The sequence below is a fragment of the Halobacillus amylolyticus genome, from assembly GCF_022921115.1.
In the GTDB taxonomy this organism is placed as follows: domain Bacteria; phylum Bacillota; class Bacilli; order Bacillales; family Halobacillaceae; genus Halobacillus_A; species Halobacillus_A amylolyticus.
The window spans coordinates 1,801,454-1,827,582 of record NZ_CP095075.1 but is presented as its reverse complement, the minus strand read 5'-3'; the positions used below and the strand labels follow the sequence as shown (position 1 = coordinate 1,827,582).

At 38.9% G+C, this 26,129-nt stretch carries 19 protein-coding genes and 1 pseudogene; 13 read left to right on the top strand and 7 right to left on the bottom strand.

What is annotated here, in order from left to right; translation table 11 throughout:
• Nucleotides 1–239 precede the first annotated feature (239 nt).
• From MUO15_RS09495 to MUO15_RS09485, 4 genes are read right to left on the bottom strand one after another with little or no spacing between them, the layout of a single operon-like run.
• The gene (locus tag MUO15_RS09495) at nucleotides 240–1,751 is read right to left on the bottom strand and encodes an FAD-dependent oxidoreductase (RefSeq protein ID WP_245035356.1); all 1,512 of its coding nucleotides are present in this window, start codon (nucleotides 1,749–1,751) and stop codon (nucleotides 240–242) included.
• Between the two features lie 34 nt (nucleotides 1,752–1,785).
• Nucleotides 1,786–2,166: a cation:proton antiporter domain-containing protein gene (locus MUO15_RS21930; RefSeq protein ID WP_318036227.1), complete on the bottom strand. Its 381-nt coding sequence runs from the start codon at nucleotides 2,164–2,166 to the stop codon at nucleotides 1,786–1,788.
• Between the two features lie 8 nt (nucleotides 2,167–2,174).
• Nucleotides 2,175–2,996, bottom strand: coding sequence for a cation:proton antiporter domain-containing protein (locus tag MUO15_RS09490; RefSeq protein WP_318036213.1), 822 nt, complete (start codon nucleotides 2,994–2,996; stop codon nucleotides 2,175–2,177).
• A gap of 51 nt (nucleotides 2,997–3,047) precedes the next feature.
• Complete coding sequence (locus tag MUO15_RS09485) at nucleotides 3,048–4,445, bottom strand: DUF2254 domain-containing protein (RefSeq protein WP_245035354.1); 1,398 nt, start codon at nucleotides 4,443–4,445, stop codon at nucleotides 3,048–3,050.
• 179 nt (nucleotides 4,446–4,624) lie between these two features.
• Between MUO15_RS09485 and MUO15_RS09480 the strand changes: the two genes are divergently transcribed.
• Complete coding sequence (locus MUO15_RS09480) at nucleotides 4,625–4,816, top strand: hypothetical protein (RefSeq protein ID WP_245035352.1); 192 nt, start codon at nucleotides 4,625–4,627, stop codon at nucleotides 4,814–4,816.
• 179 nt (nucleotides 4,817–4,995) lie between these two features.
• Here the strand turns inward: MUO15_RS09480 and MUO15_RS09475 are convergent, their stop codons facing one another.
• The 3 genes from MUO15_RS09475 to MUO15_RS09465 form a co-directional block, all read right to left on the bottom strand.
• Nucleotides 4,996–5,961 carry a superoxide dismutase gene (locus tag MUO15_RS09475; protein ID WP_245035350.1) on the bottom strand — a complete coding sequence of 322 codons (966 nt, stop codon included), beginning with the start codon at nucleotides 5,959–5,961 and terminating at the stop codon, nucleotides 4,996–4,998.
• Between the two features lie 465 nt (nucleotides 5,962–6,426).
• A complete protein-coding gene (locus MUO15_RS09470) occupies nucleotides 6,427–7,299 on the bottom strand; it encodes a thermonuclease family protein (protein WP_245035348.1) in 873 nt (290 codons plus the stop codon).
• Between the two features lie 1,084 nt (nucleotides 7,300–8,383).
• A complete protein-coding gene (locus MUO15_RS09465; RefSeq protein ID WP_245035346.1) occupies nucleotides 8,384–10,732 on the bottom strand; it encodes a M14 family zinc carboxypeptidase in 2,349 nt (782 codons plus the stop codon).
• 1,004 nt (nucleotides 10,733–11,736) lie between these two features.
• On the opposite strand from MUO15_RS09465, the gene ltrA (MUO15_RS09460) reads away from it, so the two are divergent.
• The 12 genes and pseudogenes from ltrA (MUO15_RS09460) to MUO15_RS09400 all read left to right on the top strand — a co-directional run bounded on the left by ltrA (MUO15_RS09460) (nucleotide 11,737) and on the right by MUO15_RS09400 (nucleotide 25,439).
• Entirely contained in the window at nucleotides 11,737–13,530 is a 1,794-nt protein-coding gene (gene ltrA / locus MUO15_RS09460) for a group II intron reverse transcriptase/maturase (protein ID WP_245035344.1), read from the top strand.
• A 272-nt stretch (nucleotides 13,531–13,802) separates the two neighbouring features.
• Nucleotides 13,803–14,237, top strand: coding sequence for a GNAT family N-acetyltransferase (locus MUO15_RS09455; RefSeq protein ID WP_245035342.1), 435 nt, complete (start codon nucleotides 13,803–13,805; stop codon nucleotides 14,235–14,237).
• A gap of 132 nt (nucleotides 14,238–14,369) precedes the next feature.
• Nucleotides 14,370–14,780, top strand: coding sequence for a GNAT family N-acetyltransferase (locus tag MUO15_RS09450; protein WP_245035340.1), 411 nt, complete (start codon nucleotides 14,370–14,372; stop codon nucleotides 14,778–14,780).
• Between the two features lie 729 nt (nucleotides 14,781–15,509).
• Nucleotides 15,510–17,324 (top strand): group II intron reverse transcriptase/maturase, encoded by a 1,815-nt coding sequence (gene ltrA / locus MUO15_RS09445; RefSeq protein ID WP_245033899.1) that lies wholly within the window; start codon nucleotides 15,510–15,512, stop codon nucleotides 17,322–17,324.
• Nucleotides 17,325–17,502: 178 nt separating this feature from the next.
• Nucleotides 17,503–18,045, top strand: a complete 543-nt coding sequence (locus MUO15_RS09440; RefSeq protein ID WP_396266332.1) for a DUF4269 domain-containing protein — start codon at nucleotides 17,503–17,505, stop codon at nucleotides 18,043–18,045.
• Nucleotides 18,046–18,314: 269 nt separating this feature from the next.
• A complete protein-coding gene (locus MUO15_RS09435) occupies nucleotides 18,315–18,791 on the top strand; it encodes a DinB family protein (RefSeq protein ID WP_245035338.1) in 477 nt (158 codons plus the stop codon).
• Nucleotides 18,792–19,006: 215 nt separating this feature from the next.
• Nucleotides 19,007–19,755, top strand: a pseudogene (locus MUO15_RS09430) (tyrosine-type recombinase/integrase).
• 57 nt (nucleotides 19,756–19,812) lie between these two features.
• Nucleotides 19,813–21,096 (top strand): YopA family protein, encoded by a 1,284-nt coding sequence (locus MUO15_RS09425; protein ID WP_245035336.1) that lies wholly within the window; start codon nucleotides 19,813–19,815, stop codon nucleotides 21,094–21,096.
• A gap of 146 nt (nucleotides 21,097–21,242) precedes the next feature.
• On the top strand, nucleotides 21,243–22,151 hold the full coding sequence (locus MUO15_RS09420) for a S66 peptidase family protein (RefSeq protein ID WP_245035334.1): 909 nt from the start codon (nucleotides 21,243–21,245) through the stop codon (nucleotides 22,149–22,151).
• Nucleotides 22,152–22,824: 673 nt separating this feature from the next.
• Nucleotides 22,825–23,655, top strand: coding sequence for a GNAT family N-acetyltransferase (locus tag MUO15_RS09410; RefSeq protein WP_245035332.1), 831 nt, complete (start codon nucleotides 22,825–22,827; stop codon nucleotides 23,653–23,655).
• 123 nt (nucleotides 23,656–23,778) lie between these two features.
• The gene (locus MUO15_RS09405; protein ID WP_245035330.1) at nucleotides 23,779–24,156 is read left to right on the top strand and encodes a hypothetical protein; all 378 of its coding nucleotides are present in this window, start codon (nucleotides 23,779–23,781) and stop codon (nucleotides 24,154–24,156) included.
• Between the two features lie 161 nt (nucleotides 24,157–24,317).
• Nucleotides 24,318–25,439 (top strand): GNAT family N-acetyltransferase, encoded by a 1,122-nt coding sequence (locus tag MUO15_RS09400; RefSeq protein ID WP_256464187.1) that lies wholly within the window; start codon nucleotides 24,318–24,320, stop codon nucleotides 25,437–25,439.
• The last annotated feature ends 690 nt before the right edge of the window (nucleotides 25,440–26,129 follow it).

Sequence of the window (26,129 nt, the reverse complement as noted above, 5' to 3'; positions counted from 1 at the left end):
TTAAAAAATTTGGTTTCCACTTACATTCCTCTTCTAGTCGATCACATCATTACGAAGAAGGGAATAGGGGTATGAGTGGGATTGTCCTTACAAAGCTGATTCCCGTGAGAGAGACCAAACTAAACGTAGAAATATCCTTAATATGGAGTTTTTTAAAATAGAGAGTTCTTGATTATTAAATGAAATTATCCAGTTTAGGGGGATTATAAGCTCCACGTAATAATTTTTATGGAGGTTTATTATTCCGATAACTTTTTCAAAGGTTTAGTTGCAGGGCCCTCTATGACTTTGCCCCCTGTAGTAAACCTTGACCCATGACAGGGACAATCCCATGACCTCTCTGCTGTGTTCCATGAAAGCTCACATCCCATATGCGTACATGCCGTATCGACAAGGCTGAGGTTGCCGGCTGAATCTTTATAGGCACCAGCTCTTTTCCCGTTGTGATGGACCACTGCGCCTTCGTCGTGGTCGAGTTCTTCTAGTTTTTTATTTTGTCTATTTAGTTTTCCTTTTACAAACTCTTTAGCTACATCGGCGTTTTCTTTGGTGAGATTCTTCATATCTTGCTTGAGATGAAAGCGGGAGGGGGAAAACAGGTCTGTGTAAGGGTTATCCTTTTGATTGATCAAGTCACTAATCAATCTTGCGGCAATGGTCCCATTCGTCATTCCCCATTTTGCGAAACCTGTAGCCACATAAATGTTTGATTGCTTTTCAGTAATTGGCCCGATATAAGGCACCATATCCATCGTGCTTAGATCTTGGGCTGACCATCGGTAAGATATTTCCTCAACCGTAAAATGATGATGTGCAAACGAGCGTAAGTTTCTATAATGAACTAGCGTATCCTCAACCTGGCCGCTAGTATGACCATTGCCACCAACTAAAAGGAGTGGCTCTCCTAGGTCGTTTACTGTATAGCGCAGAGAACGTTTGGGTTGGTCTGCACTCAAATACATTTCCTCAGGGATCTTTTTAGCTGGCTCGACAGCAATAGAATAGGAACGTTCCACATGAAGACGGGCAAAATATAAATTCTCTAAATCTTTAAAAGGAAAATGTGTAGCCATGACCACATGATCAGAAGTAACGGAATACCCCTCCTGTGTGGTTACTTTAGGCTGTCTATCTTTTTCGACATCCACTGCTCTAGTATTTTCAAAGATAGGGGTGTTTCTTTTTATAAGGTCATGAACTAAGAACCTCAAGTATGGATGAAATTGTGCTTGATCGTTTATCTTAACAGCAGAAGCAACTGGGAAGGGAAGAGGAGTCTCCTTTATTAAGCCGCCATCTATGCCTAATCTCTCATAAGCCTTTGCTTCTTCTTCTATTTCTCTCTTTGATTGTGAAGTCTCGCCGTATACATAAGCATCCTGATAAGAAAAGTCACAGTCGATGCCATTATCGGTTCTTATTTCATCTATCAACGTTAAAGCTTCCTGATTGGCTTGATAGTAGAGCTTAGATTTTTTCTCACCTATAGTCTTAAGCAGATGAGCATAGATTAATCCATGTTGCGAGGTGATCTTAGCGGTTGTATAACCTGTAGTGCCTTCCATGATTTTGCCGGCTTCTAATAAAATGACGTTGTACCCTTGTTTTGTAAGTAAATAAGCCGTCGTGATTCCAGTAATCCCTGCTCCTATTACGGTAACGTCAGCTTGCCTATCTTCAGAGAGTGCTGGAAACGTGTCTACTTGTAAATCTCTCCAAAGGGAGTTAGATGTGTTTGGAATGTGACTCAAGGTTAACCCTCCTAGATTATTTTTTGTTGAGTTTCTATCGTATAGTGTTATTCTCGCCACGATTGAGTAACTTTTTTGACAAAGGGTGTATTCCTACACTTTGGACCACTAAAGAAAGTAAGACAGCAGAAAATGCTAGAGAGAGTATTAATTCAGTGCCTTGAGCTTCTTTAGAATGGAGATTTAGGATCAAGAAGACAGACATAGAGCCTTTCAAACCTGACCAGCTAAGGAGGAGGGATTCTCTCCAACTGATTTTATCTCTCCACACTGGAAAGGATTGAGTTGCACCAGTGATTATAAGAAATCTGACCAGTAAAGACGCGACAAATATTAGGAAGGCCAGTCCCCAATTGTCAAAAGCAAGATAGCTAGTAGATTCAACCCCAATCAGTAAAAATAATAAAGATAGGATTGAGATCTCTACAACGCCCCAGAAACCGTCCAGTGATTCACGGAGATGGTCTTCGTGGGGGAACGGTTAAATTCAAATGACAGCATGATACCGGCAAAAACGGTTGCTAATACCCCAGACAAACCAAAATGCTCTGCTATATTAAAAATTCCATAAGCAAGGATAATACTTAGCATCACTTGATATTCTTTATGATGAGTGATGTGTATGGCCTTACTAAACAGCCACCCAAATCCTAAGCCGACCACCACTCCTCCGACAGATACCAATAAAAATTCACCGAAGAAAGAACCTATAGAAAAAGTCTTATCCTGAAGATAGATACCTACAATGACTGTGAAGATGACAATGCTTGTGCCATCGTTAATGAGCGATTCGCCTTCGACTACATCAGCCATCATCTTATCTCCCGAAGACTTCTTAAGAATCGAGACAACGGAGACAGGATCTGTCGGTGTCAGCATCGAAGCAACCAATAGAGATCCAACAAAGGATAACGATACAAATAGGCCACTGATCACATAAATTGTCCAACCTAATAGAAGGACAGTGAGCATGATACCTATGGTCGCTAAGAAGCTTATAATTCCAGCATTCTTCTTAAGGGCATTGGGAGAAAACTGATAGGCTGAAGTGAACAGCAGCCCAGGAAGAAAGACATGATAGATCATGTCCTTCGTAACTTCAATAGAAGAAAAATAAGGGATAAAAGAGAGCCCGATACCGACGAGGATTAGGATTAATGGCACAGGGAAGTTCTCTTTCTTTTTATCAATGGTGAAGATGATGTAGCCGATAAACAATAAGATCAGGATTGGTGTTGTAGCCATTTTAATTCTCGCCCACCTTCCGGCCCCGATTAAATACTAATTTATGAAGGGTTATTCTTTAAAGGATAGTTCTAAGTGCTTTGATAATTTTTTAGTGAGGTTGTTGTAACCTTCCTCATTCCCCGTTGTTTTTGCGATATTAAAAAGCGCATAATAAAACTTCCTGTTATCTAGAAAGTGCATATATTCATATTCGAATCCACTTGCCGTATATACGGCAAAATCCCAGACGGCTTGGTGATCTCGTTTGCTCACTCCTTGTGCAATCGCGTCCAATACTTTTAAAAATTCAATGGTAATCACTACGTTATCCCTTGCATAATGACGTATAGAGGCAAAGCCAATATATAAATAATCATCAAAGTCGAGATTCTGTAAAATTAGACGAAGGTTATCATCTTTATCAGTTAAATAGGGTGTGAACTTTGCCTTCTGAGAAATGTTGATAAGTAAATCGCCAATCTCATAAATGGTGCCTGTGGCTGTTTTAGGGTCATCATTCCCCAGGGCACGAATCGCAATTTCAACAAATTTATTGATACTGAATTCAATATCCTGAATTTCGGTTTGACTATTTCCTGTATGAAACATATTTTTATATTTAAATTCATCAATGGTAGTTGTGTCTTTCTTCCAATAGGTTAACAATGGCGTTGAGCCAAAGACGAAATTCCCAACTTTGTATTCTAACCGAATAATCAGGTCATCCTTACAAGCTTCCTCAATCAATGGAACAAAATCAATGGTTTGTAAATAACCCGAATGATCAAGGCTTATCTGATGTCCCTGATCTTCCGGGATTTGGCCGTTTATTGTTGCTTCATCATCTACCCTGTAAGGTTCAAGTTCACTAAGCAAGGAATTTTCAATAATATCGACGGATTCTTCTTTCATATCACCCGTCATATTCGACACTTGAAGCCAAGTGACAATGTGGTTAATAAAAATTGCAAAAGCCCCTATACATAAAGCAGTTAGTAATGTTGCTGTGACCGGGATCAAACAATATTGGGAGGCTGTTTCCCCATTAAGAAACAATAGACAAAACAATACATAAAGGAAACTCCCGTTAAAAATCCCTAGCGTTCGCTGTGTCACTTTGGTCATCATAAAATTCTTTAAGATTCTTGGTGAAAACTGGCCGGCGAAGGTAGTTAAAGCTGTTAACACACCATAAAAGGTAAAGACGTTTAATGATAGAAGTCCCCCTGTTAAGGTGCTTAAAATCGTTTGGGTCAACTGATAATTGACACTGAGAATAGAAGGGATCATGTTGCCAAACTCCATCTTCAGATCGGCCCACACCGTTACGGCAAAGAGCAGCAGGGATAACGCTGCATAAATAATGGGCGTTACCCAAAGATTTGAGTAGATCTGGTGCCATTTCTCTCTTTTCGACATATTTTTGTATTTCATGATTTTTGCTTGGAGTTTATTCGGGTTCTTCATTTTGTCGCTCCTCCATAAACATGATGTATATTTCCCCCTATACCCCTTTTTTCCTGGGGGTTAATCTTTTTAACTGCTTTTCTTAAAGGTTGTAATGATAATGTTAGGAGACCGACATGTCCTCTTCTACCAATCTATGTTAGTATGATACTCAATCCAAATAATCTTGGAGGGGTAGAATGAGTCAATATCAGGCAGGGGATTTAATACAGAAACGTTGTATGAAATGCTTCCATGATGAAGCAAAAGTTATGAAAGTGGAACGAAGAGAATTTAAGGAGAAAAGTGCCGTCATTCTCTGGTGTCAGTGTCCAGAGTGTGGGATGAATGATGATGAGCTGATCCCACAAGATGAAGTTGTAGATAAATAACTTTACAAATAAAGGGGTTCCTGTTTGTTAAAAGGAACCTAAAAATGGGGGCTCTGCTGTTTTCAGTGGCCAGACTCACGAATCAAAAAAGCTCCCTTATCTTTGTTACAAGATAAGGGAGCTTTTTGCGATGGAACGATCCTCTCTGAGCTAACCTTCACCCTCCTAATAAATGTAGGTTAAAATGGCTGCCATTTAACTTTCTTTGCCTCTTGATAACGCCTGTTAACATTATCCCAATTCACAACATTCCACCATGCGTCAATATAGTCACTACGGTTATTGGTATATTGTAAATAATACGCATGTTCCCATACATCCAGTACTAATAAAGGAATCATATCCTGTTGAGAAAGATTTTGGTGCTTTTCTGCTTGGAGAATTTCGGTTCGCCATGAACGTGGTGACCATACAAGCATTGCCCAGCCGACACTTTGTACTTTTTCAGCAGCATTTGAAAAATGCTCTTTAAACTTCTCGAAGCCACCAAAAGTATGTTTGATTTCCTGTTCGAGCGGACCGCTTGGTTTACCACCGCCATAAGGACTCATGTTATCCCAAAAAATAGTGTGAAGATAATGTCCGGCTCCATTAAATGCCGCTTCCACTTCCCAATGTCGGATCAGGGAGTAGTCGCCGGTTCGTCTTGCCTTTTTCATCTCTTTCTCAGCCTTGTTTAATCCTTCTACATACCCTTTGTGATGCTCATCGTGATGCAGGCGCATTATTTTCTCACTGATATATGGCTCTAAGGCATCGTAGTTGTAGGGAAGCGGGGGGAGGGTGTGTTCGCCAATCGGAACTGCCTGATTTTCCTTCCTGTGCTCTTCAGGTTGATCTGATGAGTCAACCGATTTTTCTTGCAAAAACTCCAGGAAATTCTCATGAAGATGATTAGCTTTTGTGTAAATGGAGGAGATATCTGGCGAATGATTAGATGCCCCTTCATTTTGTGAAGAGCGTTCACTATAACTTTCAGCAGTTTGACGTAACTGGTTGAACTCGTTTACCCATTTTTCTATTTGATTTCCCTCATCCGGGCTCATGTCAGATCTTGAACGCAATGAGTCAAGATATTGCTCATAATTTTGACTCCAATTTATAAAACGATGAAGCCATTCTTGTTCTGGTGATTGGGTGTTCATGACATCAATGTCCTCCTTCATATAGTTAGCTACCTATTCGTAGTTACCATATGCTGTATGGACACTTCCCGTAACGTGTATTTGTTATAAGGCAAATCACCAATTTTATCGCTAAGGACCTAGAATGCCCCCATTCCTCTTCAGGTGGGAGATGAATAAAAAGTAAGAGTAAAGCAATCCTTTTCGTGGATTTACAGGTATGGGGTTATTACCACTATATTTGAAGTTGATTCGTACTGTTATTCTACAACTTGTCTATTTGCTTATATTAGGTAATTAGAGTTCTTTATAGGGCTGCAGGTTCTACAGAGGAAACGCTAGCCCTACCATACCAGGATAATTTAATTTTGCGGTCTGTGCTCTTAGTTTTTAAAGCATGGGGGACAGACTCCATTTCTAAGAATAAAAGGCTTGTCCCCCAGACTAAAGCACGCTGGAAGATAAGCCTTATTAACCTATACTTAGTTACAAACTTTCACAAACCAGACCGTTTCCATCACCATCTAACCGGTGGGGATCAGAAGCGGGGCCTCCAGCGGCTTCAAAAAACACTTGTGCCTGTTGCTGGGTGCTAAAATCCCCACAGTCTCTGTCAGGCCCAGCCGGATCGTATTTCAATTCTATATTCGATCCTTGCTCAGATTCAGGTTCTTCCTGGTAGTGATAGCCGTGATTATGATCGACATGCGCATAACCAGGTATCGACCATACACCGATTTCTGACGTTCTCGCTGGCTTTTGCGCCTCGTGGAATTCATCTAGCATCGTCAAGTCATTGTACAAATATGCCGTTCTGGCAAGCCCTTCTCTTAGAAGCATTTCCTGGATCGTTTCACCATCTATAAATACATATGCGAGCAAACGCCCATAGTGATCACGCTTTTCTTGGCCGACTTTCACCCTTACTTTTTCACCACTAAGCTTTTCTTTTACAAACTGTGAGGCCTCAGCACCGAATGGCTGCACAGGCTCTGACGGGTGGACGGTCTCGGGCGTATCGATCAGGAGCAGGCGAACATCTTCTGTTTGACCATTCATGGAGACTTCAAGTGTATCACCGTCAATGACGCGGGTAACGGTGGCGTTTGTTTGCTTTTCGGGTTCCTTACTAGCAGTTTCAGTGGCTTCATCTGGTGAAGTTCCCCCGCCTGTCTCTTGCTCGGCGATCTCCTGATTTGTTTCATCTTGTTTACTCCCTTGGTCCACTTGTTCAGCGTTAGCGTTGCCCTCTGAACTTGACGGTTCCTCCGCTGGGGGAGCACACCCCATCAGTATAAATGAAATCATAATCATGGCAGCGGCAGCTTTTCTGCTTGGCGTTATGGGAACAAGAAACATTCTAATCCTCCTTTGACAAAAATAAAAACACGCCTATTTCTGCATGTTTGTTGTGAGTACCTTCCTCTGTCAGAACTTGAGGGGGTGCTTTTCTTATACAAGGGTTCTCTACTAATTTTAAAGACGATATCGTTTCCCATAATAAAAAAAATAGTCACCTGCTCGGCAAAGGAAGGTGACTATTGCTATTGGGCTTTTACGGTATGGAACTGCTTCGATCAATCGCGCACTTGGTCTTATCATCTGGATCTAAGAAAATTATAACTGAGGATCATCGTGTTTTCAATCAGTCTAACATCATGGATTCACGGAAAATTACTTTTCAGATCCCTTTACGAACAAGAAGGCTACTGTTCTCTTGCCAGAGGAGAGCAGTTTTTTTATGTACAAATAAAAAAACGAAGATGATGTAGACACCTTATAACGATGGCCAACGATTATAGAAACGAAGGAGTCTATTTTTCGAATCGAAAGAAGAGAAACCCCTTCATCACATTCTAAGGGGGCAACTTTTAAGCACCTACCTAGTAAAAAAAAGTAAATATTATCCCTAAACAAGGAGAGGTAAAACAGAGATCAGCCTACCAGATAGCCCCAACACAGAAAGCATTAATGGTTCTAAAGACCTGTAAGGAAATTGATAAATTTAAATCAGGTTCCGGTTTACCAAGTGGTTCCACTGCCGTCGAAAACCGACCACAGTACTGACCACCCTAGCGCCCACCTTAGTGACTAGTCATCTGACCACTTTACTGGCACATTATTTAAACAAAACAAAACTAAATAAAAAGTAGTAGTAGTGGGGGATATCTACAAAAATTTTTAGGGAACAGAATGCTTAAGCCGTTTTATGGGGAGATGTAAGGAGATGGGGGAGTGGGAGGAAGGAGGCGGCCGGTGGCTGAGGAATCGAAGCATCGTTTTCGAGAGGGGGTGGTCCTTATGGTGATGAGTATGTTTTTTACTATAAGCGGTTCGAATCACTTTTGAGTTGTGGGAATACTTTTTATGGACATAGAAAAAACTTGTAGAAAAACCGGGGTTTCTCTACAAGCTGAGACCTTCCATAAAAGGATGAGGCTATTTATTCGAAAATAGCGTTAGAAATCAATCGGTACAAATAATCTGTATGATCCCGAAAACCTGCTTCTAATCCGATCAAGGTTACGTCTTTTTCATTCTCTTGAATAATGACTGCCTTCCCGCGAGCATCTTCGCGATTCTTCCAGAAGCCGGCTTTGAAAAAGTCTTCCTCTTCGAAAGAGGCTGCAATCGTTTGATCCGTTATGTTCGTATACCATACAGGACTATACACAAAACCGATGTCCGTAGTGTCATAGCCTGCTGTTAGGGGCGTGTTACCGTAATTAACATGAACAATTCCATTGCTGTTCGACTGTCCACGGTTGATGTTTACATCTGTTAAGCCAAGTGTTTCCGTGGCTAAGGATGCACCTGCCCCGATAGCAATATATTGTCCGCCGTTTGTGGCAAACGTATTGATGTGGCGTTTGAAGTTCTCAAATTGTTGTTTATTTTTTAAACCAAACGGCTGGTTTGCTTCAGACAGGTTATAGGAAATTAAATGGTCTGTACCGCTGTAAATAAAGACATCATAATCCTCTAATCCATATTGAGCAACTTGTCGTGGATGGACTTCTTCTACATCGAAACCGAGTCGTTCAAGTGCGATCTTAGTCCCTGAGTGGGACTGCGATTTCCACATGCCACCGTCCTTTAAGATCGCGACCTTAAGACTTTCGAGTGTTTTTGCATTACTAGGAACTTCACTCGTAGTTAGAGTGAGTCCGGATTGTGTAACAGCCTTTCGAAGGTCATTTCCAGGTTGGCTTTCTACATAAAATTCACCGTTATCGTCCTGAAGTACTGGAATACCGTTTTGAAGTAATTGGTTTACAAGAGCGACGGCCTTAACCGAGCTGTTAGGAATGTGGTAAGGTCCTTTTCCGTCTAACTCACCGTTATGATTTATCTTGTTTACTTTAGCAGTCTGGACATCAAGATTTTCATTGACGGGAATGGCTTCAAATCCCCATAGTTCAGGTAAGCTCCAAGCGGAAATGTCATACATGGCCGGCGTATCGTTACTAATATCCTCGCCATCCCAGAGCATTGTGTTGGCGAGACCAGCCTTTGCCTGGTCCATTTGGACAATAAAGGTTCCTGCATCGTACTGTACCCCATTAACCGTAAACGGTTGTTTGGCTGTTACGACATCAATGTCATTAGCTTTCAAGTGCTTCACGGCTTTATGAGTAGCTGTTGGATCCTTGTCATCTACCGGGAGCACATAAGCGTGAGGGAAAAATCCATCCTCGTGAGTGGGGTGATGAAAGTTGATCCCTCTTTCAAAAATTTCAATTTGGTCTTTAATCATTTCGTTTTTATGGTTCGTTGCAAATTTCAATGCTCCCATAACCGCATTAATTTGCCATTCCACCCCATCCCAAGTGTTTGTCGGAGCTTCGATGGTCGCACCGTAAGCACCGTGGTACATCGCATACATTGGTGCAAAAATTGGTGGGTAATCATCCCAGCCATATTGAGCATCACGACGAGGAATATGTACACCCTCTAAATTTTTATACAGATCTGAACTATAGTCTTCTTTATGGGTCACAATCTCTTTTTCCATAGCCTCTGCCTGATCGAGCGCCCATTTGGAATATAAATCATACTCATAATTTGGATTATGTGGCGGCGTAGTTGGTTCAATTAATCCAGGTTTTTCGCTAGAGTATTGAACATATCCGTGTAAGTCAAGAAACACCATCGGATTCCATTCCGTAATCATCTCAACAGATGCTTGAGTTTCCGGTTGTGATTGGGTAATATAATCACGGTTTAAATCAATCCCTTTTCCGTTAAATCTTGTTGCATTGATTCGTCCATCTGGATTGACGGTGACATTAAAGATCAAAATGTTTTTCTCAAGAATGTTCTTCGTCATCTCATCATCCTCGAAGGCAAATCGCTCGATTAGTTTTAAGACAGCATCAGAACCGACAAACTCATTGCCGTGGATAGAACCATTAATCATGACGGGCACTTTAAAATCCGGATGTTTGTCCACCCATTCTTGTGCCTTGCCCGGATGCTTGAACATCTTATTTCTTAATGCCTGGATCTTCCCGTATTTCCCTTTGGCTTGCGGGTCACTGACGATAACAGAGTAAATGTTATTGCCACGCGTTGATTCTCCAATAACATCCAGTGTTACACGATTACTGTTTTTATCGAGACTTTGCAATTTTTCCTCGATTTCCTGATAAGTCGTATAATCATAATGCTCTGAATTAAACGGGCTCTGTTCTTGCTGCTGCTCATCCGCCGACACTTTTTCTGTTAGGAAAGTGAAGGGGAGAATACTGATTAAAGTTAACATGAATAGCTGAATTCCTAGTTTTTTCATTTACATATCTCCTTTCATACTTCTCTATTTTCCAATCTTCTACACTATCAGAGCTGTTTCCTCTTTAATTGAGTAAAGACCAATACATATGACTATGCAGCTCACTGATAGATAGGAAATTTGACTGTTATCTAGCTCTAGTGGTTTGACAGAAACTAGGATGAAGGTATCGGACTGTGGCAAAAGTAATAAATTGCAATTCATTGTTAATTTTTAAGCAGCTTGAAAAACTGTAGAATTAAATAAAAGATCGATTATGTCGTTTAATCAGAATCCACAAAATATTGTTACGTTAAAGGGCCAGCGCGACAAGTTCCGCTATAAACGTCCCATGACGTGAACTGCGGGGAATCAGATGGATTCCAACTTTACAACCGAGGATGGGAATGACGGAACCATGTTTCCCGAAACTATCCCGTCAATACTCCTGCATGCGTTGTGACTGACAGGTTACAGGGTCTGAAGTACAGGTAGATTAGGCAGAACGAAGGCTGAAGCCACTCCTTCGGAGAAGGTATGCCAACGGATATGCCCAACGGCTGAAAAACTGGATATGGTGAGAATGGTTTCTAAGAAATGAAACTGACGAATAACCGAATATACAGGTCTAGAGTTTGAACATAGGGAAACTTATGTCCCATCCAACGATGGGGTGAGTGGTGTATAGTAAGAATTGGCCCTATGAAACACGCTATACCGGACAAAGGCGGTATCCAGCTCACAGGCTTCCAGGGGACACCTAAGTTCAGTATGTATAGCTAGGTTGTAAGGGACTTGGAAAGCAAGGAACGTTGAAACAAGGACTGTCATCCGAAACGTTTGCCATAAGGCTTATGCCGAAAGACATTTATCCTTGTGAGGGTAGGGGCATGACTGATGAATTTCCTGTAATGGGAATGGAGGAACAGCCCCAAGTCTAATGAAATGAAAAGTTATTTTCCATACGTGCATTGCACCGGTCGGGTAGGAACGTGGGAACATCACTCCTATAGGGGGATGCCACAGTGCAAGCTTTACGATATTGGGATTATTACGATATGACTAAGACGTTTACTGATTTGTATGATAAGAGTGGGAACCAACAATCTTTTTCACATCTTTACGATGTCATTATATGCAGAGAAAATATATTGCTCGCCTATCGTACTATCAAATCCAATAAAGGTTCCAAAACACCTGGAACTGACGGAAAAACGATAAATGACCTGAAAAAGTGGTCCGAAGAAAAACTGGTGATGAAAATCCGGAGGCAACTGGAAAATTACTGCCCCAAGAAAGTCAGACGAGAATGGATTGATAAAGGTAATGGCAAGCAAAGGCCACTTGGTATACCTTGTATTCTGGATCGAGTCATCCAACAAAGTTTTAAACAGGTACTTGAGCCGATTGCTGAAGCTAAATTTTACAACCACAGTTATGGATTTAGGCCCCTTCGTTCGGCTCACCACGCAATGGCGAGAGTTCAACAGCTTATCAATTTATCTTCTTTTCATTTTGTAGTGGATGTTGATATCAAAGGGTTCTTTGACCATATTAATCATACATTGCTTATAAAGCAACTATGGAACATGGGAATTCAAGACCGAAAGGTATTGGCTTGTATTGGCAGAATGTTGAAAGCTGAAATAGACAATGAAGGAGTGCCCAATGAAGGTGTGCCGCAAGGCGGCATCTTATCAACTTTATTGGCAAACATTGTGCTTAATGACCTTGACCAATGGATTGCTGGACAATGGGAGTTCTTCCCTTTGACTAAACCTTATCAATCCAAAGTTGGCGAAAGATACGCCAAAAAGCGTTCTTCCCTCAAAGAAGGCTACATCGTCCGTTATGCGGACGACTTTAAAATTCTTTGCAAGGATGGAAAAACGGCACAAAAGTGGTATCATGCTGCAAGACTATACCTCAAGGACCGTCTGAATCTTGATATTTCGCCGAAAAAATCGCAAATAGTAAATTTGCGAAAACGGGAGTCAGAGTTTTTAGGATTTACTATCCGTGCCGATAAAAAGGGCAAAAGGCGAGTTGCCCGCACCGGTGTTAAAGAAGATAAAAAGCACAAAATCAAGAAAGAAACGAAGAAACTGGTTCGAAGAATCAAAGCTTCGCCTTCGGCAATGAATGCATTGCTCTTTAACAGTTTTGTTTTAGGAATTCATCAGTATTTCAAAAGGGCTACCAAGGTTAATTTGGAGTTTTCACGTCTTGCCTATGACTTAAGTGCGTTCATCTATAACCATCTTAGACCAGTTGGTAAATATGGTCACCCGTTCCAACCACCACCGACTTATAAAAAGATGTATTATCATAACTTTAAAACATTTAAAATCGCTGGTATTTATCTATTTCCAATCGCGGATGTTAAAACGGTGAAGACCTTAGGATTCACTCCAAAAATGACGCCTTTCACCGAAGAAGGCAGAAACATGATACACAAAAAGTTACGTTCGGACATCCAAAGTGAAATAGGTACACTAATGAAATCCACACTTCCAAACCGAAGTGTGGAATACATGGATAATCGCATCAGTCGGTACAGTATGAAAATGGGGAGATGTGAAATTACAGGCCTAGAATTGCTTGCGACAGATGTCCATTGTCACCATTATGTACCGTTAAGTCTTGGTGGAAGCGACCAATTTAATAACCTTCGTATCCTGCACAAAGGGATACACAAGCTAATTCATGCCACTAATATAAAGATGATTGATGAACTTATACAGGAGTTTCAGCTTACTGGTGATATGATAAATAAGGTTAACCGTTTCCGAAGGAAATGTGAGCTTGAAACGATTTAAAAATCCCAAACAAAAAGTAACGAGGAACTTATGACTTAGTATATTTTGTTAGATGGAACGCGGAGTGCGGGGAAACCTGCACGCTCCGTGTGGAGCAGGGGAAAAGCTGGCGATAACCTCAAAGGCTTACCTATTGCTACTATTCTGGAATAACGTATTGTGCAATTGAAAGGAATTTGAAATAATTGTTATTGATCTAAAGGACAGAATTGCAAAATAAGTTTCTAAAATAAGTGGCATATAAATTCAAGCTAATAGATGGGGGAGATTTTTTGATTATAAGGAAAGCAACCACTGAAGATATTGAAGGATTAACAGATATTGTAGGGGAATTTGGGTATTCAACTACATATGAAAAGATGGAAAAACGAATGTCAAAAATCATAGCTAATTGTTATTACAATACTTTGGTGGCAGAAATAGAAGGTGAAATCATAGGTATGCTTGGAATGCATATAGAATATTCCTATGTTTCCGATGATGATGTTGGGAGAATTATAGCGATGGTTGTTCATTCAAACTATCGAAATAAGGGGATAGGAGAACAACTTATTCAACAAGCAGAAGATTGGTGTGAAAGGAAAGGTATAACAACCGTTGTTTTAAATAGTGGAAATCGAGAAGAAAGGAAAGCAGCACACGAGTTTTATAAACGGAGAGGGTATAAAGGGAAATCTACTGGTTTTTATAAAACTTTAATTAAATGAAATGTCTGCTGACATATTCCTTATTCGAGAATAGGGGCGCGATTCTGCAGAATTATTTAAAGTGCCATTTAATTGAAGAAGGAGAAATGCCTTTCGCTTAGAATTAATTAATTATTAAAAAGGCCGGTGATTATGAAAAAGATTGATTCAATGACCATCCACCCAAAAATAAGAGAGCTGTTATCCCATGCCACTTCTGAAAAAAGAATTGAACAAGAATATGAAAAGTACATTCAATCAACTAATAGAAAGTTGTATGTAATTGAACTCAATGGAGTGATAGTTGGATGTATTGGTATTGACTTTGTTAGTGCAAACATTTGTGAAATTAAACATATTGCTGTCTCTCCACTTGAAAGAGGAAGTAAGATAGGTAGTAAAATGATTGACTTCGTTTGCGATAAACACTTATTAAGTAGTATTTTTGCTGAAACGGATTTGGACGCAGTAGAGTTTTATGAGAATTATGGATTTAATATAACAAGCTTGGGTGAAAAGTATCCAAGTGTGGAACGGTTTTTATGTGAATATAAAATACAATGAGCCTGTTAAGCAATCGGGCGCGCGCGACAAGTTCTGTTATAAACGCTTTTCAGCGTGAAAATACAGGAAGTTTTAAGCATTTAAAATTTCAACTTTGCAACGGAGGATGGGAATGACGGAACCATGTTTCCTGAAACCATCCCGTCAATACTCCTGCATGCGTTAAGGCTGACAGGTCTTAGGGTATGAAGCACAGGTGGATTCGGCAGAACGAAGGCTGAAGCCATTCTTATGAAAAGGTATGCTAACGGATATGCCGCACGGCTGAAAAACTGGATAAGGTGAGAATAGTTCTTTGAAATAGGAACTGACGAACTTCCGAATGTAAGGGTCTAAAGATTCGAACATAAGGAAACTTATGTCCCATCTCACGATGGGGTGAGTGGTGTGGAGTAAAATTGCGCCCTCTGAAAGACGCTATACCGAACCATGGCGGTATCTAGCTCACAGGCTTAAAGGAAGCACCTATGTTAGTAAGGATAGCTACGTTGTAAGGGACTTGGAAAGCAAGGAACGTTGAATCAAGGGCTGTCACCCGAAACGTTTGCTATAAAGTTATGCTGAAAAGCATTTATCCTTGTGAGGGTAGGGGTATGACTGATGAACCTCCTGTAACGGGAGTGGAGGAACAACCCCAAGTCTAATGAATGAAACGATTATTTTCCTAATGTGAATGGCACCGATCGGGTAGGAACGTGGGAACATTACTCCATAAGGAGGGATGCCACAGTGCCAACGTTACGAAACTGGGATTATTACAATATGACGGAGACATTTACAGAACTATACGAAAAAGCGAGCCGAGTACAAGTATTTTCTCATCTCTATGACACCATCATATCAAGAGAAAACATCCTCCTCGCTTTTCGCATGATAAAAACCAATAAAGGTTCTAAAACACCAGGTACCGATGGGAAAACCATCGACGACATGAAAGAACTATCAGAAAATGAACTCGTTACAGAAGTACGGACCAAACTAAGAAATTATCACCCGAAGAAAGTTCGCAGAGAATGGACTGAAAAAGAAAATGGTAAATGGAGACCTCTTGGGATTCCATGTATCTTGGATAGAATCATCCAACAATGTTTCAAACAAGTTCTCGAACCTATTGTAGAATCTCAGTTTTTCAAGCATAGCTACGGGTTCAGACCTCTCCGGTCTGCTCATCATGCTATGGCTAGGATACAATACTTGATTAATCAAGCGCAATTTCATTTTGTGGTTGATATAGATATTAAGAGCTTCTTTGATAATGTAAATCACTCATTGTTAAATAAACAGCTTTGGAATATGGGTATTCATGACCGCAAGGTTCTTACTTGTATCTCGAAAATGATAAAGTCAGAAATTGATGGAGAAGGCGTACCAGAGAAAGGATCCCCGCAAGGTGGAATTTTATCCCCTCTACTATCAAACGTGGTTTTAAATGACCTGGACCAATGGGTTGCAGGCCAATGGGAGGTATTTCCTCTTACCAAATCATACAGTTCTGATGATTCTAAAAGGCAGGCTAGAAAACGAACAAATTTGAAAGAGGGATACTTGGTTAGGTACGCCGATGATTTCAAAATCCTATGTCGAGATGGAAAGATTGCTCAACGGTGGTACCATGCGGTACGACTTTACTTAAAAGAGCGCTTAAAGCTGGACATCTCTCCTGAGAAATCTCAAATTGTAAACTTGAGAAAACGAGAATCTGAGTTCTTAGGTTTCACTATTCGTGCGAATAAAAAGGGTAAGAAACGGGTGGCACATACAGGCATCATTTCTTCAAAAAGAGAAAAAATGAAACAGGAAGCCAAAAAACTCATTCGAAGAATGAAGGCTTCTCCAACCGCCGAAAATGTACACCGTTATAATAGTTTTGTTTTAGGAATCCATCACTACTTCAACCGAGCGACACATGTAAACCTGGAGTTCTCACGTCTTGCATTCGATCTTAAACCATTCCTGTATAACCGTCTTCGACCAGTTGGAAAACAGGAGCATCCATTTAATCCACCCCCGATTTATAAAAAGCTTTTTAGCTTAGGGACGAAAACGTTTAGAATAAGAGATATGTATCTTTTTCCCATTGGCGGTGTTAAAACGGTCAATACTATGAACTTCAGTCCAAAGCTTTCGCTTTATACAAAGAAGGGTAGGGAAAACTTGTATAAGAAACTGCGACCCGATATTCAAAAGGAAGTTAGTTTCTTAATGAAGGCTACCCTACCAAATCGAAGTGTTGAATACTTGGATAACAGGATTAGTCGATACAGTATGAAGATGGGGAAATGTGAAATTACAGGACAATACTTGTACTCCTATAATGTCCATTGTCACCATTACATACCGAAACATCTTGGAGGAAGCGACCAGTTCCGTAACCTTCGAATCCTCCATGAAGATGTTCATCAATTAATTCATATGAAGGATGCTAAAAGGATTAAGTTTTTCCTCTACAAGTTAGGGGTTAATCAATTTAAGCTCGAGAAGATCAACCAATACCGAAAGGTATGTGAGCTGGATCAAATTGAATCATCCCGTCTCGAAGAGTAACAAGGAACTTATAATCTAGTACATATCGTTAGATGGAGCGCCGAATGCTGGGAAACTAGCACGTTCGGTGTGGAGCAGGGGAAAAGCCGGAGATAACATCAAACGCTTACCTATTGCTAACTTTTCTGGAACAAGAAACGGCCTAAAGGTTATATCTTCAAGTGAGGAAGGTGCTGCATTGATTAATTTATTTGAGGGGATGAAAATGGGAAGTAAAAAGCAGCAAAAAGCTTATGCAGCAATCAAGGAACTGGATATTTGTAATGACTTAAGTACATACAATCCAGTTCTATGCGGAACTCTGCCCATCGGTATAGATGTAGTAGGATCAGACCTAGACATTGTTATGGAAGTACAAGATTTAGATCATTTTGAAGAACGGCTACAAACTCTATACAATAATAAAGACAATTTCACGCTGAAAAGAGCAACTATAAGAGGTAACCAGGTCGTTAAAGCAAATTTTTTCTTCAGTAATTTTGAGTTTGAGTTGTTTGGTCAATCTCAACCTGTACAGAAACAAAATGCATATCTCCATATGTTAATAGAATACAAACTATTAAAAAAAGACCCCATTCTTAAAGAGAAAGTGATAAATCTTAAAATGCAAGGATACAAGACCGAACCAGCATTTTGTACACTGTTAGACATTCCTGGTGACCCTTACGAAGGCCTTATCCAATTTGGAGTTGAAGAAGGAATTGTAACAGAGGTGTTGTAAATACACTATTCCGGAATACCAGCTAATAGGAGTTTGTTGATATTCCAAATTAGGAAAGCAAAACAGCAAATGGCTATGTATTTAAGATTATCTTGAAATCGAGTCTTCCGTATAAGGAGAGCATTTCCGGAATAAAGGATTTGCGCTTGCTGTTTATTTTGAAGACCCTGACAGAATAAAAGTGGAACTTGTAGCACCTTAGCAGTTCAACAAACGAGGCGCGGTACCCGAATAAAAACTTTATTCAATAATGATAGGGAGGGTTATTTTTGTCATCTTATTTCTTTCAAAATGGACTACATGGAGAAGACGCCCATGTTGATCCCCTATCGGTCTTTGAGGGTTTACAGTGGGAAGTGGTTGGTAAAAAACCAGAGGAATGTCCGCATTCGGTTTGGCAAATTCTCAATCATATGATTTTTTGGCAGGACTTTATTCTTGATTACCTTAAAGGAACGGTACCCAATTTCCCAGATCATGCAGAAGAATCTTGGCCCGGTGGAACATCTCCATCAAATGAAACCGAGTGGAATGACGCTGTTTTTAAGTTCAGTGAAGGGTTAAAGGAAGCTGAAAACGAAGCAAAAAAGGAACTGGAGGAACGGGGATTCGGGAAATCCGAAGGTACTCGTGGTGACTTTTTAGTCATGCTTGTAAACCACAATAGTTATCATACTGGTCAGGTAGCATCAACCCGACGAATAATAGGAGAATGGCCACCCCCTTCTGGCGGAGATACTTGGTAGCCAATAAGCTGCCGTTTTAAACTTTTGAAAGTTAAACAAACGAGGTGCAGTTCAGATTAGAGAGAGCAGCCCGTTTCAAGTGTACCAACGACTCTTAGCTTTACAAATTAAGTGAAACTATTAGATTGTTGAATAACTCTAGTATGAAATTTACTCCTCCTGATAATAATAGAATCAAGATTACTTGGTTCATAACCTTAGGAGAGTGAAGCGAAATGTTATTATCAGAAGCTTGGGAGAAATACCAACTTGATAAAAAGATTGAGGGCTATTCACCTCAAACCTTGAAAACGTATGGTTTTCAGTACAACCTGTTACTAGGCTATTTTGGTGATGTGCTTATGAATGACATAACTACAGACCAGTTAAAAGGTTATCTTATTGAGTTAGGAAACCATTTAAAGCCCTCCAGTTTAGGGCACCGCGTTCGGTGTATTCGATCTATATTCAAATGGACATTTGATGAGGGATTCATTCATAAAAATCCTGCAGCTAAGTTGAAAAAACCAAAGCTAGGGAAGAGAATTCCAAAGTTTCTTTCCGAACTCGAAATTGAACACCTTAGAGAAGCTTGCCAAAACTCTATGGAAAACGCATTATTTGAATTCATTTATTCAACCGGTTGTCGCATTGGAGAAGTTGTAAAGCTTAATCGTAATGATATTAACTTCACCACAAACTCTGTTATTGTACATGGAAAAGGGGATAAGGAACGGGAAGTGTACTTCAATACTCGTTGCTCCCTTTGGTTGAAGCGTTACGTAGACGAACGTGATGACCATGATCCCTGCTTATTTATAACGGAGAGAAAGCCTAAAAGAAGGATGAGTATCGACCTTATGAGATACATCATTAAGCGTATATCTAGTCGAGTTTACTTGGTCATGAGAAGAGTGAGACTACGAAAATATATGCCCAACTTAGTGGTAAGTTGAGGCAGGATTTATATAGCAAATACTTTTAGTTAGTACGCTCTTTAGAGGGCGTGCTTTTTATGTTTTCTTATTAAGGAAGTGATAATTTGAATTCAACTAGAGCTATTGGTTCTAGATTTTTTAATGTTGATGAGAAATTTACAAATTATGAAGGTAATTACAGTTTAATAAGTGATAGTCAGTTAATCCAACTAAACGGAACTGTTGAGTTTAACTTTTATTCAAAACCAGCTATAAGATTTTTTGGAAAAACTGAAAAAGTAGATATTCTATCACTCATGGATAAGAAAGAAATCATTTTAGAAGTTCCTGGGATGATACCAACTAAAGCAAGTTTAGATTCTGTTCAAAATAATCATGTTGCTAAAGGTATAGTGTTATACAAATTACAGGATGATAAAGATTTTTATATGGACAGCTACTACATTCATGTAAATAATTTCGTAAAATATCTCGGTGACAACATCACAAAAGATAACTTTCACTATCGAGGTGGAGTTACTATAGAACATGAAAACTGGAACATAGAATTGCAACATCGTCATGATTATAAAGATAAGAGGATCTTTTCGAACTTAAAGGATAGTAATGGACACGGTATTACCCACATTATAAAAATTGACAAAAAAGATGGGAGTAAGTTTAAGAAATCAGACGTTACTGATGTAGAAGAGATACTTGTATGGATTTTTACACTGTGTGCAGGTAGGCATATAGGTATGCTAATAAAAATTTGCAAGAACAAAGAGGGGGAGGTACACAAGGAATTTTCAGTACCTTTAATGAGCCCCTATGGAGAAATTCCTAACTGGTTTCCTAAGCAAAAAGGCAAAGTTATTGAAAGTCTGTTTCAAAATTTTGCTTCTAGGTTTAAGGACAAGTTTTTAAGGAGAACTATAAAAGAAACTATACACTGGTATGTTGAATCATTAAACGCAACATTTATAGAGAATAAAACAATCAATTCCCAAATTGCTTTAGAAAAACTATCTTTTGTTTTACTAACCCAACAGACACAGCAAATCATTAGTAAATCAAAGTTCGATAAAAACAATTTTCAAATAAATCTAGAAACTATATTAGATGAAATTTCAATAAAAACTGTTCTCAGTGGTGAACATAAGAAATTCAGTACTCATTTTGATTCCGGCCCCCATTTACTAGTAAATTACAGAAATCATATAGCTCATCCAAAACGTAATTCAAGTATAGATAGTTACTTTATACATGATAAGTTCTTAATAAATCAGTTGGGATTGTATTATACTGAAATGCTTCTTTTATACTTAATTGGATACGAAGGTGAATTCTCTAATCGTCTTAAATTTCCTTTGTGGGAAGGCGAATACGATTCTCTTCCATGGAAATAGTGTGAGTTTATCGTAAGAAATACTTATTTTATTATCTTGAAATTACGTTTTCAATAAAGGGAACTATTATTTAATAAATTATTTCACGCTGAAATAGTCCGACAACAACATTCAAATTTCAGAACTAAGGAAAGTGAGGAAAGCTTATGATTAAACCACTTGCTTTAAAAGAGGGTGATCGGGTAGCAGTTATTGCACCGGCCGGGCCACCAGACAGAGAGCACCTGATTCAGGGAAAACGTGTATTAGAAGAAATGGGGCTAGATGTGGTCATTGGACGACACGTGTTCGATATTGAGGAAGATCTTGCAACTGTCGATCGAAAGCGACTTACTGACTTATATGAGGCTTTTTGTGATCCTACTATCCGTGGAATTTTTTGCGCAAATGGAGGATTTGGGACAGCAAAAATTGCTGATATGATTGATTACGAAAAGATACAAAGTAATCCTAAAATATTTTGGGGGTACAGCGACATTACATATCTGCTTAATGCCATTCAGAAATCAAGTGAAATGGTTACCTTCCACGGTCCGATGGTGGCATCCGATCTGAATGACGAACAAAGAACGATGGAGACGGAATGCTCGTTTTCATCTCTGTTCACAAGAGAATTTATGACCTATGATTCTCATAAATCGTCTCTCAACACGCTAGCTCATGGTACAGGAGAAGGGCAATTAGTGGGAGGGAATTTAACACTGCTAACTAATGGATTGGGCACACCTTATCAAGTAGATACAAATGGAGCAATCCTACTAATAGAGGAAGTTGCAGAACCAGCGTTTCTTGTGGATTTGAAGCTTACTCATCTCAAACAGGCAGGGGTGTTCGATGAGGTTCAAGGTGTAGTCTTAGGTAACTTCCAAGTGGATTCGGACGAAGAATTGAAATTAAGAAAAGTGCTTAAAAACTTCTTCGCTAGTTCTCCTTTTCCTGTTGTTGAGAATTTTCCCTTTGGTCATTGCCAGCCAAATTATGGTGTACCGCTGGGCGTAAATGTGAAACTTACAACGTCTCCACCCAAATTGGTGATTGATTCGGGTGTAATGTAAAGCTTAGTAAGGCTTAACTTACAGGGTTCATAACTCTGATATCTTAATCAAATGTATGAGCTATAGACTTATTTCAAAATAGAACAAAAAAGAAATATTAAATTACATACCTTGATTTCGAGTCTTCCGTTAAAGGGGGCAAAAATGGAAGATCGTTTTAATATTATTTTGAAGTCGAGTCTTCATGATAAGGGGCGCGGTTCTCGAATAACGCGTCCTTTTTACATTTAAGGGCCATTATCTTGAAGACTTGATTTCGAGATAACTCAATAAAAAGACTACTCAATTCACTTGGAATTATTTGGTTTAATAATGGTATAGTTAAAATAAGAATAAAAGTGGAGGACTGTTCTTTGGGTACCTTCGCAGCTTTATTGATTGTGATATTAGCAGTATTATTCGATTTCTTTTGGTTGGATGTAGATCGAAAACGTTGGGGGTGGATGAAAAATTGGACAAAGTTTCAGAAAGGATTATTCTTTTCTGGCTTTGCGGTTGTTTCAGTTTTAATTTATGTAGGACTAAGTCTAGAATTTTTATGAGTCAATAGATGAACCAGTATAGGGGGCGATAGCTCCACAGTGGTTATCATTAGTTGTGATAGCCAAGCATAAATGTTGGAAAAGTCTGGATGGATTTAAGTTACAATGTTATTTCGGTAGGAGGGTTAAAAATGATTCGTGAACTTGATAAAACTAAATTCTATAAATGCGAAAAGTTAATAAATGATGCGGGACATTTAGAAGTTAAAGCGGTAATAGAAGGTAATAACCCGGGGCGAATTTTTGTAGATCATATCCATTCTCCTAAAACAGGACTTATCTGGTTGGGCAATAATGATGGTTTTTTCTTTATTGGAGATGAGGAAAATGAGGTATTTAATAACCATATAAATGAATTCATTGATAAGGTAATTTTCCCTGAATCAAAGAAGTTGAGATTAAATAATTTTATAGCCATTGGCAATCATTCAGGATGGGATAAGACGATAGAGAGGATCTTTGAACATCGTCACGTGCAGAAATCTAATCAAATTGTTTATAAGTTGGAAAAAGGTCATTATAAAGAGAATAATGAACCTTCAATTAAAGGGGATTATAACGTATTAAAAATCAACAAAGAACTTTTTGAGAATAAGTACAATTCACTTGAAAACATAGGATTTTTACGCTCAAAAATATCAGAATTCTGGTCTTCTCCTGAGGATTTTTTTCGTAAGGGTATTGGTTACTGTATTGCCTGCCAAAATAAGATTGTGAGTTTATGTTTTACAGGTTTTTTAGCTGAAAATGTCCACGGTATAGATATAGAAACAATAGAGGATCATCAGGGGAATAAATTAGGTCAGAAAGCAGCCCACTATGTTGTGAAAGATTGTGTGAGTAAGGGTATGATTCCATATTGGGATTGTGAGGAGACAAATAAGCCTTCTAATATAATTGCTAAAAATATAGGATTAGAGAATTATTTAAATTATTTAGTGTACATTTTTCCGATTGATTAAAATTGATGTGTTATTCAATTAACGGGCGCAAGAATTGAACAAGATGGGCCGTCAGCAGTCCATTGTGATTCTTGGTGAAGTAGGGAAGAAGAGTTGAACAGGATGAACAGAAGGAGCAGTGACGTGTTTCGTAAGTTAAAAAGTAACTTACTAAAAAAAGGGAAATTTGATGTAATTGGTGTTGGTGACACTATACAATTTAATGGAGGAAAGGCTTATACAGTAAAAAGATACGAAACGACCAAGAGTAATTGTGAGAATAACAAAATTTACTTTAAACCTTATAGAGGATATCACCCAGTGCCATTTCCGGGAGATAGACCTTATGAAAATGAAGTATGGGAAAGTATTCGATATCTAAATTACGAGATGGAGCAAAAATCGGATTCTATTTATTCTGTAACTAAAACAAAGCAATCCGAAGAACCAGATTTCTATCATCTTTCCATCGAGGATGCCCACAAGAAAGCTATAGAATGCGACAAGAATAGGTATAAATGACTGTTCAATTATCGGGCGCAAGAATTGAATAAGAAATTATTTTGGAGGTTTCGATGGAAAAACATATTAGAAAGATAACTGGAAGCGATTATGAAAAGTTTAATAAAATAGCAAATTCAGCATTCGAAGGCTTAAATGCTGATAAATGACTCGAAAACCACATTGAAGAAACCACAAAAGAAAATTTATATGGCGTATTTAAAGACAAGAATTTATTAGCAGGTATGAGGACTTTTGATTTTGAAATGAATTATTCCTCAACTCCCATACGCGTTGGAGGAGTCGGAATGTTGGCTGTTGATATGTTACATAAGAAAGAAAAAAATGCTTATCAATTATTGCAGTATTTTTTAAATTTAAATTCAGACGCAAAAGTCAATCTTGTTATGTTAAACCCATTTAAAGTTAGTTTCTATAAAAAAATGGGATTTGGTATCGGTACAAAGAACTATCAATTCTACTTAGATCCAAATGAGTTTCCTAACTATAAAGAAAAGAGCCACTTGGTGGAGTTAACTGTTGATGAAAGAGGACAAATTCTTGATTGTTATAATAGGGTTTATTCCCGAACGCACGGTATGACGAAGAGATTTCCTTTTGAAAGAGAATTGAATAGACCTTTTTGGTTTGGTAGGGTAATTGGTTATGTAATCGAGGGAGAAGTTAAGGGTTATTTTGTGTATAGTATCAAGGAAAAAGATTTGCATATTCACGAACTGTTCTTTGAGTCTCCAGATGTGATAAGAGAGTTTTCAACTTTCCTCAATAGTCAATCAGATCAAATTAAGCGAGTAATAATTAACTCTAATTTTGACGAAATTTTACATTTTTTAGACTCTCCAGAAAGTGGAGAAACAACAATGGTTGATTTTACTTCCTCCCCTGACTATAAACACATCGCAAATGTGGGAACCGGGATAATGTATAGGATTATTAATTGTTCTGGCTTTTTTGAAGAACTTAAGGAAAGCAATCACATTTTTAACCCTAGTATTACAATTTCAGTTAAACTTGCAATTGAAGATGATTTCTTTCCCATTAATTCTTTGCCCTTTATTTTGGACATTAAAGGAGGAAGAATTGTAGACATAAAAGAAGATGGCCCAGCCGATGTAGAATTAAGAATGAATATAGCAGTGTTTTCTTCTTTGGTGATGGGAGTCGATAATGCTAATTCCTATTTAAAATGGGGATTGATGGAGATTTCAGATGTAAGTTATATAAAAGTAATAAATTCACTTTTTCAAACTGATAGTAAACCTATGATTACAAAAGCCTTTTAATATTTTCTCCTTCTTTCACTAAAGCGTTAGTCAAGCATCTTAAGCAATCGGGCGCGCGCGACAAGTTCTGTTATAAACGCTTTTCAGCGTGAAAATACAGGAAGTTTTAAGCATTTAAAATTTCAACTTTGCAACGGAGGATGGGAATGACGGAACCATGTTTCCTGAAACCATCCCGTCAATACTCCTGCATGCGTTAAGGCTGACAGGTCTTAGGGTATGAAGCACAGGTGGATTCGGCAGAACGAAGGCTGAAGCCATTCTTATGAAAAGGTATGCTAACGGATATGCCGCACGGCTGAAAAACTGGATAAGGTGAGAATAGTTCTTTGAAATAGGAACTGACGAACTTCCGAATGTAAGGGTCTAAAGATTCGAACATAAGGAAACTTATGTCCCATCTCACGATGGGGTGAGTGGTGTGGAGTAAAATTGCGCCCTCTGAAAGACGCTATACCGAACCATGGCGGTATCTAGCTCACAGGCTTAAAGGAAGCACCTATGTTAGTAAGGATAGCTACGTTGTAAGGGACTTGGAAAGCAAGGAACGTTGAATCAAGGGCTGTCACCCGAAACGTTTGCTATAAAGTTATGCTGAAAAGCATTTATCCTTGTGAGGGTAGGGGTATGACTGATGAACCTCCTGTAACGGGAGTGGAGGAACAACCCCAAGTCTAATGAATGAAACGA

What these genes read in the sequence shown, in the direction of transcription:
- MUO15_RS09490 (WP_318036213.1), bottom strand. Translation starts at nt 2,996, where the DNA reads ATGGCTACAACACCAATCCTGATCTTATTGTTTATCGGCTACATCATC.
- MUO15_RS09485 (WP_245035354.1), bottom strand. Translation starts at nt 4,445, where the DNA reads ATGAAGAACCCGAATAAACTCCAAGCAAAAATCATGAAATACAAAAAT.
- MUO15_RS09480 (WP_245035352.1), top strand. Translation starts at nt 4,625, where the DNA reads ATGAGTCAATATCAGGCAGGGGATTTAATACAGAAACGTTGTATGAAA.
- MUO15_RS09475 (WP_245035350.1), bottom strand. Translation starts at nt 5,961, where the DNA reads ATGAACACCCAATCACCAGAACAAGAATGGCTTCATCGTTTTATAAAT.
- MUO15_RS09470 (WP_245035348.1), bottom strand. Translation starts at nt 7,299, where the DNA reads ATGTTTCTTGTTCCCATAACGCCAAGCAGAAAAGCTGCCGCTGCCATG.
- MUO15_RS09465 (WP_245035346.1), bottom strand. Translation starts at nt 10,732, where the DNA reads ATGAAAAAACTAGGAATTCAGCTATTCATGTTAACTTTAATCAGTATT.
- MUO15_RS09450 (WP_245035340.1), top strand. Translation starts at nt 14,370, where the DNA reads ATGAAAAAGATTGATTCAATGACCATCCACCCAAAAATAAGAGAGCTG.
- MUO15_RS09420 (WP_245035334.1), top strand. Translation starts at nt 21,243, where the DNA reads ATGATTAAACCACTTGCTTTAAAAGAGGGTGATCGGGTAGCAGTTATT.
- MUO15_RS09410 (WP_245035332.1), top strand. Translation starts at nt 22,825, where the DNA reads ATGATTCGTGAACTTGATAAAACTAAATTCTATAAATGCGAAAAGTTA.